Source organism: Ureibacillus sp. GCM10028918 (assembly GCF_042666115.1).
Classification (GTDB): Bacteria; Bacillota; Bacilli; order Bacillales_A; family Planococcaceae; genus Ureibacillus.
In genome coordinates, this window is sequence record NZ_JBHTFK010000002.1 from 582,964 (window position 1) to 595,698 (window position 12,735).

Here is a 12,735-nt window from a genome sequence, read left to right on the forward strand (position 1 = left end):
TCACCTTTCAAAAATGCTAACCCAATTATATCATTCCCTGTTATCGTATTCCTCTACTATATTGAAATGGTGGGGTTACCTTCCGTGTAACTTCTCTTATTGCATGCAAACTCCAATAAGGATCATTTAACATTCCTCTGGCAACGGCAATTAGATCAGCATCTTTATTTGATAAGGTTGCCTCGGCTACTTGCGGATTATCTAACATACCGACAGCTATGACAGGGATTTCAAGTTTCTCTTTGAAAGCTCTGGCAAAGGGGATTTGATAGCCCGGATAATTTCCAGGTTTTAAGGTGCCTGGTACTCCTTCTCCTCCCGACGAAACATGGAAGATATCCACGCCAGCTAATTTATACTTTTCAGCAATATGAAGTGAATGTTCTAATCCATATCCACCATCGATATATTCAGTTGCAGAAATTCTCATGATTAAGGGCATATCTTCGGGCATTACGGATTTCACTGAGCGAATTACTTCTACACCAAATTTAGATAAATCTGTACCATATTCATCGTTTCTATTATTAATACTAGGAGACATAAACTGATGTAGTAGATAGCCATGTGCTCCATGAAGCTCTATTGTATCAAAACCTGCTTCGACTGCTCTTCTGGCCGCATCCTTAAATTGCTCAATCGTTTGTTTAATTTCCTGAATTGTTAAAGCACGAGGTTGTTTAAGACCACCATATTTTGTTTCTTCTGCTAAAGCTTCACCTTGTAAATCTGAAGGTCCAACCGGCTGGTCTGCATCTTCAGCTTTTCTACCTGCATGTGCTATTTGTATACCGATTTTTGAACCATGCTTATGAACCTCTGATACAATACGCTTATAGGCAGGAATTTGAAAATCATCCCATAATCCTAAATCTTGGTTCGTAATTCTTCCTTCAGGGGTCACACTCGTCATTTCCATAATGATGAGACCTGTGCCACCTACAGCTCTGGAGACGTAGTGAACAAAATGCCAATCATTAGGTACTCCATCTTCTTTTTCCACAGAATATTGACACATGGGTGCCATTACAATTCGATTTTTAAGTTGTAAGCCTTGAATTTTAAACGGGGTATTAATTGTTTTCATTATATTTTCCTTCCTGTACATAATTACATGTATGCACATGCATGTAATTATGATAAATCAATTATTAGATATAAGCAAACGTAATGGGAGGGGGTTACGGCATAGATAATGGTAGCTTTCATAATCATTATCTCTTTATTCAACAAACGGGCGCTATTCTTAAAAATGAAGAGAATGTACAGAAGCAGGAAAAAGCTATTGTTGAGGGTATTAAAACTTACGTTATTAGTTTACCACTTATGTTATAAAATCTTAAAAATATAAAGACACCGTCTAAGCCAGCAAGCGGTGTCTTATTTAATTAAACATCACCAATATATATATATTGGAAAATTCCTTTTTGATCGTATACAAAACTTATCAAATGCCTCTCTTCTTTTTCCAAGTCTTCTAAATAATAACCAATATCTGTACTGTCGGATTGAACATTTATATAAGCAATGAACATTGGGAGATTTGCTTTCTCAATTGGGAATCCTGCACTATTTGTATTGGCTGGGGTCTTGAAGTTTATTTCCCCATCTAAAACATTAAAATCAGTATTATAATCGGTTTTTATTTGTTCATATTGTTCTTCGTTGATCAACTTCATAATCGTTCTGGATGTACTGTCAAATTGTTGGAGATATACACTATAATCACTTTTCAAATTCTGCAATTCATCTTTTAATTTCTGATTTTCTTCTTTAAGATCGTTAATTTGAGTTGTGTTATCTTGAGCAATAGAAGCTATTTCTTCTTTATCTGAACAACCTATTAAAATTACAAGGATACAAAAAAATATACCTAACTTAATTTTTTTCATGCTATTCCCCCTTAATATGAATATACACTGCAACTGAACGAAGTTTAATGTAAAAATTCGAAAGCTATTAGAGAATTTGTTAAGAAATATTCTCAAAGTGGTTTATAATCTTCAACAATCTGGCGCTTTTCTTGATAAGGAATGCGTCTTTTTGGTTGCATTTTAACATAATTGTATATTTGTGTTAATATTAGAAATATTGATAGAATTTATACGACAACCGATAAGTACTTATCTGGAACAAAATTAACTGTGTTCTCTAAATTCTTTTTGTTTTAAGACATACCTTTTTGGGATTTGTTAAAGCAAATAATTAAAAAGGAGGAGGAGTAGTTGAACGAAAACAAACGAGACAAGATCTACATTCAAAAAAAGGTTCAAGGCTTATATAGAGAGCTAAAACACCAGCGTAGTGAAGATATGGACCATATGAATGATTACAATGATGATATGGTTGATTTGAATGATACTGAAAATAGTAAAATTGGTAGAATCTTTGTAGAGATATGTGTTGTATTAGGGATTTTAGTTCTTGTACTGAATGCACTTATTAAAGATTTTTAGATTGTTTTACTGGGGAGTTTTGATGAAAGAAATTGTAAAAGTGTACTTAAAATAATGGGGAACTTAGTTGAAAAACAATCTTCAACAATCGGGCGCTTTCCTTGAATAAGGAGAGGGTCTTTCTTCATGAATAGGGCCATTTAATTGAATAACAACTTTCTGAAAAAAAGTTGGATATTTATGGTAAAAAATAGTTGGAATTGTGAAAAAATAAACGTAGGAGGTAAAAATATGTATAAAGAAGCGGGTAAAAAAGAAAAACAGGATTTACAGCTAGCTCTTTATGTATTTCCTGCAGCTGGTATTGGTGCTCTTATTGGTTTACTAACATATGTTAATGGCTGGCTATAATTAACCAAAGACAATAACCTCATAAGTATTTAGTTTTTTATGAATGGTTATGATCGGGCGCAATAGTGAAGCACACAGTAAAACCGAAACTTAATATTAGTGTATGTAAGTAGGAGGAGAAAAATGGAATCGTGTATATTTTGTGAGATTATTTCAAAAAAAGAGAAGGCCTATATTATATACGAGAATGATTTTGTCTGTTGCTTTTTAGACAAATTTCCAATAAATAAAGGGCACGTTTTAGTTGTTCCCCAAAAACACTATCAAGAGTTTAGCGAGGTCGATTCAAATAGCCTCATAGAAATTATCCTCACTGCTCAAAAAATTGCTCAATCGCTCGAAAAATTACTAAATACTGATGGTATAACCATTATGCAAAATAATGGAATTTTTAAAGATGTGGAACATTATCATATGCATATAGTACCGAGATTTAAGGATGATGGATTCTCTTGGGTCGAACCAGATATTGATGTAAATGATGTTGATTTCAAATTACTAAAAATGAAGTTAATTGAATACCTATAATGCAACCAAAGTTGGATTTCAAGATTCCTTAAATCTTAAATCATTTGGAAAAAAGTAAGATTATTTTTATGCTCTTCAAAGTTAATTTAGAATCGAGTCTTCCGTTAAAGGGCGCATTTCTCGCATAGGGAATGTGTCTTTTCAATTTAAAGGCCAGCTTCATGGAAGAAGAATAGATGTAGTCAACTTGGAGAAAATACACGTATTAGTATTTATAGGAGTGATGGAATTGAATAAAATATTTCCACTTTCATTGTTATTATTTGCTGTCTTTATATTTGGAATAAATAAAGAAATAGCAAATGCTAATCAGAGTGATTCACCACAACCATTTGAAGAATTTTTCCCTGAAATAGGATACAAAACGGTAGAAGCTGCACATAAAGATTTTGAACAACATTTTAAACAAGAACTTAAGCTACCGTTAAGAGTACCACCAATTAGTTTTACGCATCATTTCGGAAGGTTTAGTAATTTAGATGGTGAAACGAACGATCAATTTGAAGTGACAATGATAAGTGATCAAGCTCCTAAAAATCATTATAAAATTGATGTTCGACCAGTTCAGCATAAAATTCCTTTTAATAAATATACTACACAAGTTTTGAAACTAAACAGTGGGCATGATGCATTATTTATCAATGATCCTAAATTTGGATTTAATATGTTAGTCTTTGAGAGAGAGCAGTGGCAATATGTGTTAAGTATTGATAAAGATGTTTCTGATAAAGTTACACCAGAGATGCTCGTTCAGATAGCGAATTCTATTGAATATGTAACTGAAAGTGAAAATTAACTAAAATGTTTATTTCCAGGGAGAGCTAAATCACTTTTATGAGGTTTTAGAATTAATGATGGTTTTTTGATTAAAGAGATATATGGTTATTCAACAATCGGGCCAGATTGTGGAGCAAACATTTTATGACATTTGATACAAATAAGAAAAACTAGAGAATTGTATCTATCCCTAGTTTTTTGTTAAACGTAATAACAAGACCGACCCTATTTAGGGTAAATAAGGTCGATTTAGTTCAATTATTTATTTTGGGTAATTCCATTTACAATTTGAGTAAGTGCCTCTTTGATTGGCGTAGCTGGACGACCAAGAACTTTTTCGAAATCCTTACTCTCGAAATCTAATGAGCCTTCTCGAATGCTTCTTTGGATGTCAACAAGTATAGGAATAACGAAATCCTGTATGCCAGCAGCCTTCATAATATCGGCATAAGTAGCATCATCTACTTGTTGAATAGGTATTTCTTTACCCAGTAAATCCCCAAGGACAGAAACAAATTCTTCCTGAGTCAAAGGCTTACCAGAAAACTCATATATGGTATTTTCATGCCCATTACTAGATAATATCGCAGCTGCTGCTTCGGCATAATCTTGTTGTAATACCCATCCGACTTTTCCATTACCTGCTGATGTCACCCAAGGAGCCCCTGCTAGGACACCTTGAATGCTTGGAATTTCATTCTCTAAGTACCAATTATTACGCAAGAAGGAATAAGGAATGCCTGTTTTCTTAATCGCTTCCTCAGTTGCCTTGTGCGTTGGTGCGAATAAATTTGTACTTTCTTGTGCATCTGCTATGCTGGTATACGCAATGAATTTAATCCCAGCACGTTCTGCCGCAGCCACTGCATTGGCATGTTGACGGATCCTTGTTTCATTATCTCCATCCGCAGAAATTATTAATAAGCGTTCAATTCCTGCAAAAGCCGAGTCCAATGTTTCCGGATAATCAAAATCTCCTTGTCGAACTTCTATTCCACGAGCCTGTAACCCTTTCGCTTTCTCTGGAATACGAACACTTACAGCTAGTTGACTGGCTGGTACAGTCTTCAATAAAGCCTCTACAACTTTGGTGCCAAATTTTCCTGTTGCTCCTGTTACTAATAATTTCATTAGTTATCTCTCCAATCTTTTTGTTTAATTATTAAGCTTAATCTAATATTATAGTGTTAGATATTTTTTTAAAAGTAGTCATTTTTTTATAACATAGTCACAAAAATAGTACCATAAAGAAAGAGAGGTATTTACTATGGCACGAAGTTGGTTCGTCGGCGAACCGCCAGAGGAACAAATAGAGGTTTGTCCTGTTACACAAGCTCAAGACATAATTGCGGGAAAATGGAAAATCATTATTCTATGGCATTTAAGTACAAAGACAAGAAGATTTAATGAACTTCAAAAATTATTGCCTAATATCTCAAAAGGAATACTGACACGTCAGTTGAGAGAGTTGGAAGAAGACCAAATGGTTCACAGAGAAGTATTTAAAGAAGTTCCACCTAAAGTCGAATACTCGTTAACACCTTTGGGGCAGAGTTTTATTCCTATACTTGATAGTATGGGTGATTGGAGTAAAAAACATTTAAAGAGTAAATAAATAGGTAATCCATCATCAAATAACTAAAAGCTTAAAGCACAAACTGGTCTTTAACTTTTTAGTTATGCTTAAATAGTTTCATTTTCAACTAACGAGGGCGTTAGTTCCAGAAAAAATAAGCTGATTCATATTCTTTTTTCTAATTTTCGTTATTCCGTTAAAGGGCGCAATTCTTGAGTAGAATTGTGCCTTCTTCAGCAATCGCGCCAGATTCTGGAGTAACTCACTTAAAGAGATATTTACGATTAGATTGAAAAGTAATTATGAAGAAGTATACTTAAAGTAATCGAACGAATTATTGAAGATGAAATGAATTATCTACCTTAGTTAAGAAAAAAGGTATTAAATAAGTTAGGAGTATTGGATGGAAAAATTAACTTTATTATTATTTGGAGAGAATCTTCCTCCACATCGACATTTACATAAACTATCAAATAAATTTATTAATCTTTTCCTTAAAGAACGTGAAAAAGAAAAATTTAGAGAATCGGATTATTATGAAATTTTTGTTGAAGAACAATATTTAGGAGATGAACAACGAGAATACTTATATGCCCCAGTCATCCCTATACACAAAGATTTTTTATATCAAGTAGAATCCATATATGCAAATTTAAATGCAGAAATGATCCTTTGCTCGATGGAACACGAACATCCTATCGTATATATAAATCAAATTGAATATGAAGGATATTGTTATTATGCAAAAAATTCTAATGAAAAAATTCTTTTTTTAGAGTCTGATATCGAGCATTTAAAAAAGGCTTTCATTAGAATGCCAAAAGACGTGAACGTAGAACAGGTTATGGAGAATTGGTTAGTAAATCCAAAATATAGTAATAATTCACTTAAATTTACTGGGGATTTTTCAAAATAACTGAGAAATGATTTTGCAGATTTCATGATTTCAATATTCAACAATCGGGCGCTTTTCTTGAATAAGGAGAGTGCTTTATTCAATTATAGGGCCATATTGTGGATGGATTTGTCATTTTATAAACGACTAAACCGATAATCGGAATTTCTACTCCATTGCTTAAACGTTTCGTTGGTTGATTATCACATGACCATCTCCCAATATTCTAAATATTCTTATTATAACAACTTTTTGTATGAGACGAAAATTCACATAAAAACACTTGCATTAAAACTAAAAACCGAATATTATTTATTTCGTTGTGTTAAATGTTCGTATTTAGGAGGTTGAACTTTTTGTTTCGACTAAAAGAAAATAATACTACTGTAAAAACTGAAATTTTAGCAGGTTTAACGACTTTCTTTACAATGGTATACGTTGTAATCGTTAACCCTTCAATTCTATCTATTGCTGGTGTGCCTAGTGAACAAGTATTTACAGCGACAATTATCGCTGCTGTATTTGGTACGTTATGGTTAGCACTATTTGCAAATTATCCAATCGCAATGGCTCCTGGTATGGGTCTGAACGCATTCTTTACGTTCACGGTTGTCCAAGCTTCTAAAGGTGAAATTGACTATATGACAGCATTTTCTGCTGTATTCGTAGCCGGTATTATTTTCTTCATTATTAGCTTAACGCCTTTACGACAAATGCTCGTAAAAGCAATTCCAAATAACTTAAAATTAGCCATTACGGCTGGTATCGGTTTATTCATCGCTTTCATCGGTATGCGTTCAGCAGGCCTAGTGACAGGTGACGAATCAAACTTAGTAAAATTAGGCGATTTATCAAGCCCTATGGTTTGGTTAACGATCGTAGGTGTTTTTGTTACTGCTATTTTAATCATGTACCGTGTATTCGGTGCAATTTTCTGGGGTACGATTGTCACTGCAATAATCGCTGCATTTACTGGTAACTTAACATTTGATGGTGTTGTTGCTATGCCAGCATTACCAGAAGGTATTTTAGTATGGAATCCAATTGAAGCATTAGGCGATGTAATTAAATACGGCTTATACGGGACAGTATTCTCGTTCATTTTAGTTACATTATTCGACACAACAGGTACAATGGTCGGCGTTGCCAAACAAGCTGGTATTTTAAAAGATGATAAATTACCACGAGCACGTCAAGCATTCCTTGGTGACTCATTAGCAACAACAATCGGTTCAATGTTTGGTACAAGCCCAACAACAGCTTACGTAGAATCTTCTTCTGGCGTAGCAATGGGTGGACGTACAGGTTTAACGTCGTTAACAGTTGCAGTACTATTTTTAATTACTGCATTCTTTTCACCATTAGCGGGTGCGTTAGCAAGTGTTTCTGCCATTACTTCACCTGCATTAATTATCGTAGGTAGTTTAATGATTGGTGCTGTTCGCGGTATCGAATGGGATAAAGTTGAAGAAGCAATCCCAGCATTTTTAGTTATTTTAATCATGCCATTAACATCTAGTATTTCAACTGGTATCGCATTCGGGTTTATTTCTTACCCATTATTTAAGTTATTCAAGGGTGAAGGTAAAGATGTTCACCCATTACTTTACTTCTTCGCGATTTTATTCATTATCCAGTTAGTATTTATGCCTCACTAAAAACTTCAAGCCTCTCGTTTAAAGCGAGAGGCTTTTTTATTGTGTGCCAGGCATGGCAACTATCTAGGTAGTGAAAGTCCACTGTGGAGGTACACATCAACCAACCACTAAGGAAGCGCAAGGTACTTATCGCGAGATAAGGGCTGGAGGAAGCGTGGAATAAAATCTTGGCTCGACGAACAGAAAGCTGATACCAAGGCTCTACAAAGGGATGAGACTCCAATACAAATCAAAGTACAAAAGATGTGCGTAACTTTGTAGAGTATATCAAGCGAGAAAAACAGGAAAGATAGCTGTCTTACCCTGGGACGTCTTGCGGATGTACATAGATACAGTCGAAAACGGTTGGTCGCAAGAAGTAGTTCAACAGGCAATTCATCAATTACTCGGTCCGATATTCGAAAAAGAGTTTAGTGAACATAGTTAGAGTTAACCTGAATTAGCTTCTTGAACCAATAACGTTCAAACCCTTGATACAAAAGGGATTGAACGTTTTTAATTGAATCCGCATTAACGAAAGTGTATTTAACACGAAAAGGCGATGTTCACATTACGAGTGGAGGGGAATCTCTTCAAATTAAACAGTAACAGTAATGGTATTTTTATATTGATAGAAGTAATAAAAAGAGGTCCTCTCAACTATGTAAAGAAGGACCAGTGAATGTAGCTTTTTATTTGATTAGTGGATGATTGACTTTTTTGTGAAACATTATAAACTTTGTCGTTTTGAAAAAAAAGTGTTATTCAGCAATCGGGCCATTTAACGGAATAGAACCATTATTTGGTTACGGATATTTATGTTAAAATTGGAATTATAAGAGTAATAGCTATAATTGAAATAAAGGCAATACGGAGGAGAGTTTTAATGACAGTGGCAGTACATTCTCAAAAAGTCCAAATCGAATTGAAGTCCTACATACTATTTGTCGGGTTAGGATTGGGGGCAGGCATTATCACTAGATTATCGGATTTTTTCCCAAATGATGATTTATGGAGTTTCAGCTCAATAGCAACTTTATTTGGTTTTTGGATGTTAACAGTGACATTAATTATATATTTTAGTTCTTCTAATAAAAATGCTGCTATTAACGTTCTATTGTACCTAATGGCTATGAATTTCAGTTTCTACTACTTAAACTATATACTGGCTTTTTTATTCCAAGATTCTACAATGAAGGATTTCAATGGGTCCTTTTTCTACTATATAGTGTTTTTGCCTTAGTTTGTAGTGCGATTAGTTTTGTGCTTTACTTTTGGAACAAAGATAACAAACTGAGTAATTTTTTGTACGCATTACCTGTAAGCGGATTAGCTGCCGAAACAATTGGTGTAAGTATTTATTTATATAGCAACCATACTTTTTTGTTTCAACTCATATTTAACTTCCTTAGTTTAGTAATATTAGGCTCTTGGTTCTATCAAAAAGCAAATAATAAGGTGATTTATATAGCGACCATTGTCGTTACAACTTTAATAGGCTTTTCTCTGGTATACCGTCCTTTTCTCTAAGTGATTGAATAGTGATTCGTTCTAGTTTCTTATTTATACTGATTTTCGAAGGCTTTAGAAAAAAAACAGAGGAACTAATTTGCAGCTTTCGGTGTTTTTCAATATTCAACAACCGGGCGCAATTCTTTAATAAAAGTGAAGTTATTAGATATTCAGTAAGGAGAAAAAGATGGAGCCAACAATCTGGATTGGTTTATTTTTTATTACTATATGTATTTTTGCAGTTAGTCTACTAGCTTTTCTAATCCCTAAGAAATTTAGGAGGATTGTTTGGGTTATATTAGGTATCGTTTTAATTAGTACATATATTTTTCAAGGTGCGATTAGACCAATGATTATAAATCAACAAACCGAGAAAGCTATGGAAGTATTAGAAGGTCATTTAGAAGAAAAATATCCAACAGATTCTTGGAAAGCTTATGATACAGACGACTCTAAAATAGAATCTATTATATATCTACATGTAATTTTCAATAGTGAACCAAAAATGGTGTATGAATATACAGTTGAAGATACAGTAATAAAGCAAGTAGGTTAGTGGACTTTATCAGGTGAATCCGTAGAAGAAATTGAAATTGAACAACATGCAGAATGATTGATAAAAGTATTTGATGCATGTTTGTACTTAAACTAATCAGGGCTTTAGTTTAACAAACAAAAGGCAGTAATCACTATCTAACAAACCAGCTAATATATGCTTAATCGTTATTCAACAAAAGGGCCAGATTGTTGAATAACATTTTTTAAATAATTGGTTATTTATGTTAAAAAACGATGATGGTTGTGAAATAATATACATAAATATGGCAGAGTAATTGAAGGGAAGAGAATTATGAAGAAATTAATTGAAATTCCCACTTTTTGGATTTTTGGAGTGCTTTTAATATTTATTGTTATAGGAATGGTATCTTTCTTCTCTGTATCCAAGACCGAAAGCCAAATACCAATTGAGATGGTAGCTTTCAATAGTTTAACGGATGAAGAAAACGCTCTAATACCAGTAAGCCCAAAGGATTCAATTGTAAAACAAGTAGCTGTTAATAATGATATAAAAGCATCAATTGATATAAATTATGGTAAAGACCAAGTTTATTCTGTTACTTTTAATAATACTGAGACAAATACTACTGGAAACCTTGTAGTTTATGTTGACTTGGATAAAAAAACAGTTCTTGGGAAGGGGTTTACCAGTAAATAAAAAGATTTCATTTTGCGTTAACGCAGGCTCTAGTTAAATAACCAACTTCAACATTCGGGTGCAATTCTTGAGGGCCATATTGCAGAATAACGCTGAATAACTAATTTGGATATTTATGTTAAAATAGGAAGAAGATATTGGAATTAAATGGCCAGATTATTTTTATAAATACAAAATAATACTTTTTTTGGAGGATTATTATGGATCACATAGGGTATACGGCAGGGGATTTGTTTATTCTTTTCAGTTTTTTACCTACTTTTTTTATTTAGTTCTTATAGTTTGGCTATTTATTTTGTAATCAAAGTAGTTAAGTTCACGAATGAAAAAACAAAATTAGACCGAGAGAAAAACGAAAAACTTACTGAAATTATTAACTCCCTTAATCAAGATAAAAGCATTAAATAATATTAATTTTGTTCAACAATCGGGCGCAATTCTTGAAAAGGAATTGTGCTTTTTCAGCAATCGGGCCATATAGTTGAATAAGGATAGTAAGAATTGACTTGGTTAAAATAATTCAAATAATAAATAAAGGGTGATTTATTTGAACAAGTTTATTCTACTTTTACTAATGTCTACCGTGTTTTGTGGAACAATATGTATTGGAAAAGTAAATGCCAATACTCACTACCAACCTCGAACTATTGAAGAAAGTTATCTTGAAATAGGATATAAATCAGTAGGTGAAGCATTAAGAGATTATGAACACCACTATAAAGAGAAATTACAACTTCCATTAAGAGTTCCACCTGTTGTCTATACTCACGTATATGCTCGAACTATTGAAGGAGACAAGGGAGATCTTTTTGAAATGGAATTTATAAATGAAAAACTAAATAAGAATAATTTCCTGATAAGTGTAGCACCAAAGGATAGTATTAAGATAGTGGATAAAGAAGTTATAAACAAATTTAAACTTAAAGGTGGAAACACTGCATACTTGTTGGACTATGGAAGAGGAATTTTATTGATCTTTGAAAAAGATAACTTACAATACAGGTTCAGTATAGATAAAAGAATCTCAGAAAAAATTACTCCTGAAATTTTAGTTCAGATAGCTAATTCTACTTATTATTGAATTAAGTCAAAAAACTCTTTTGTTTAACTAACGGGGCCTTTAGTTGAATAACGATATTCAACAATTGGGGCGCAATTCTTGAAAAGGAAATGTGCTTTTTTCAGTAAACGGGCCATTTAATTGAATAGGAAAGAAGTTATATACTTGCCAGTTAGACAATACTGTATGCTTTTGGTTATTCGTTGGAGGTTAACCTTTTACTTTTGAAATCAATCGCTCGCCAATTTGGCGCATGATAATTTGTAAAAGTAATAGACACTAAGTCATTAGGAGGATTGTGGGCACCTTCAAATGTAGTGACCTGCACATTAACATCAAAATAGCCATCCCTTTTCTTGATTTTAAGGATTTTTGCGTCTTCGTACTGCGTAGGTTTTCCATAATTTTTATCGAGTTCTTTAATAATTAAAGGAATCATTAAATAAAGGATTAAGTCATCACGCACTTGTACATCATCCACATTGACGGATTCAGCTTTTACTGATGAAAAAGATAAAAGGAGTATGCTGGTAAACAATATTGAAAGGCATTTTTTCATGAAGGTAAACCTCGCTAATCGTTTTCCTTTAGATTGTTCTAAAATACGAAGGAGATACAATTTTTTTCGAACTGTGTATAATGTATTATTTTTAGGTAAATACAGCAAAGGTAATTTAGTTGTTCTATTAACTGGCGCAATTCTACAATAAAGAAGATCGCTTTTTTC

14 protein-coding genes are annotated in these 12,735 nt (G+C 33.2%); 10 read left to right on the top strand and 4 right to left on the bottom strand.

What is annotated here, in order from left to right; translation table 11 throughout:
• Nucleotides 1–40: 40 nt before the first annotated feature.
• Together ACFQU5_RS02875 and ACFQU5_RS02880 are read right to left on the bottom strand one after the other, a co-directional pair.
• A complete protein-coding gene (locus tag ACFQU5_RS02875; protein ID WP_390284511.1) occupies nt 41–1,087 on the bottom strand; it encodes an NADH:flavin oxidoreductase/NADH oxidase in 1,047 nt (348 codons plus the stop codon).
• A gap of 301 nt (nt 1,088–1,388) precedes the next feature.
• Entirely contained in the window at nt 1,389–1,892 is a 504-nt protein-coding gene (locus ACFQU5_RS02880; protein WP_390284513.1) for a hypothetical protein, read from the bottom strand.
• A gap of 333 nt (nt 1,893–2,225) precedes the next feature.
• Here ACFQU5_RS02880 and ACFQU5_RS02885 point away from each other — a divergent pair, with 333 nt between their 5' ends.
• The 3 genes from ACFQU5_RS02885 to ACFQU5_RS02895 all read left to right on the top strand — a co-directional run bounded on the left by ACFQU5_RS02885 (nt 2,226) and on the right by ACFQU5_RS02895 (nt 4,131).
• Entirely contained in the window at nt 2,226–2,456 is a 231-nt protein-coding gene (locus ACFQU5_RS02885) for a hypothetical protein (protein WP_390284515.1), read from the top strand.
• Nucleotides 2,457–2,930: 474 nt separating this feature from the next.
• Nucleotides 2,931–3,335: an HIT family protein gene (locus tag ACFQU5_RS02890; protein WP_390284517.1), complete on the top strand. Its 405-nt coding sequence runs from the start codon at nt 2,931–2,933 to the stop codon at nt 3,333–3,335.
• A 223-nt stretch (nt 3,336–3,558) separates the two neighbouring features.
• Nucleotides 3,559–4,131 carry a hypothetical protein gene (locus ACFQU5_RS02895; protein ID WP_390284519.1) on the top strand — a complete coding sequence of 191 codons (573 nt, stop codon included), beginning with the start codon at nt 3,559–3,561 and terminating at the stop codon, nt 4,129–4,131.
• Nucleotides 4,132–4,370: 239 nt separating this feature from the next.
• Here ACFQU5_RS02895 and ACFQU5_RS02900 read toward each other — a convergent pair whose 3' ends face one another.
• Nucleotides 4,371–5,243: an SDR family oxidoreductase gene (locus ACFQU5_RS02900; RefSeq protein ID WP_390284521.1), complete on the bottom strand. Its 873-nt coding sequence runs from the start codon at nt 5,241–5,243 to the stop codon at nt 4,371–4,373.
• A 136-nt stretch (nt 5,244–5,379) separates the two neighbouring features.
• Between ACFQU5_RS02900 and ACFQU5_RS02905 the strand changes: the two genes are divergently transcribed.
• The 7 genes from ACFQU5_RS02905 (at nt 5,380) to ACFQU5_RS02935 (ending at nt 12,029) form a co-directional block, all read left to right on the top strand.
• Complete coding sequence (locus tag ACFQU5_RS02905) at nt 5,380–5,727, top strand: winged helix-turn-helix transcriptional regulator (RefSeq protein ID WP_390284523.1); 348 nt, start codon at nt 5,380–5,382, stop codon at nt 5,725–5,727.
• Nucleotides 5,728–6,091: 364 nt separating this feature from the next.
• The gene (locus ACFQU5_RS02910) at nt 6,092–6,604 is read left to right on the top strand and encodes a hypothetical protein (protein WP_390284525.1); all 513 of its coding nucleotides are present in this window, start codon (nt 6,092–6,094) and stop codon (nt 6,602–6,604) included.
• A 335-nt stretch (nt 6,605–6,939) separates the two neighbouring features.
• Nucleotides 6,940–8,241 (top strand): NCS2 family permease, encoded by a 1,302-nt coding sequence (locus ACFQU5_RS02915; protein ID WP_390284527.1) that lies wholly within the window; start codon nt 6,940–6,942, stop codon nt 8,239–8,241.
• Between the two features lie 865 nt (nt 8,242–9,106).
• The gene (locus tag ACFQU5_RS02920) at nt 9,107–9,463 is read left to right on the top strand and encodes a hypothetical protein (protein WP_390284529.1); all 357 of its coding nucleotides are present in this window, start codon (nt 9,107–9,109) and stop codon (nt 9,461–9,463) included.
• A gap of 456 nt (nt 9,464–9,919) precedes the next feature.
• The gene (locus ACFQU5_RS02925; RefSeq protein WP_390284531.1) at nt 9,920–10,288 is read left to right on the top strand and encodes a hypothetical protein; all 369 of its coding nucleotides are present in this window, start codon (nt 9,920–9,922) and stop codon (nt 10,286–10,288) included.
• Nucleotides 10,289–10,582: 294 nt separating this feature from the next.
• On the top strand, nt 10,583–10,948 hold the full coding sequence (locus ACFQU5_RS02930) for a hypothetical protein (RefSeq protein WP_390284533.1): 366 nt from the start codon (nt 10,583–10,585) through the stop codon (nt 10,946–10,948).
• A 547-nt stretch (nt 10,949–11,495) separates the two neighbouring features.
• Nucleotides 11,496–12,029 carry a hypothetical protein gene (locus tag ACFQU5_RS02935; RefSeq protein ID WP_390284535.1) on the top strand — a complete coding sequence of 178 codons (534 nt, stop codon included), beginning with the start codon at nt 11,496–11,498 and terminating at the stop codon, nt 12,027–12,029.
• A gap of 175 nt (nt 12,030–12,204) precedes the next feature.
• Here the strand turns inward: ACFQU5_RS02935 and ACFQU5_RS02940 are convergent, their stop codons facing one another.
• Complete coding sequence (locus ACFQU5_RS02940) at nt 12,205–12,567, bottom strand: DUF3888 domain-containing protein (RefSeq protein WP_390284537.1); 363 nt, start codon at nt 12,565–12,567, stop codon at nt 12,205–12,207.
• Between the last annotated feature and the right edge of the window lie 168 nt (nt 12,568–12,735).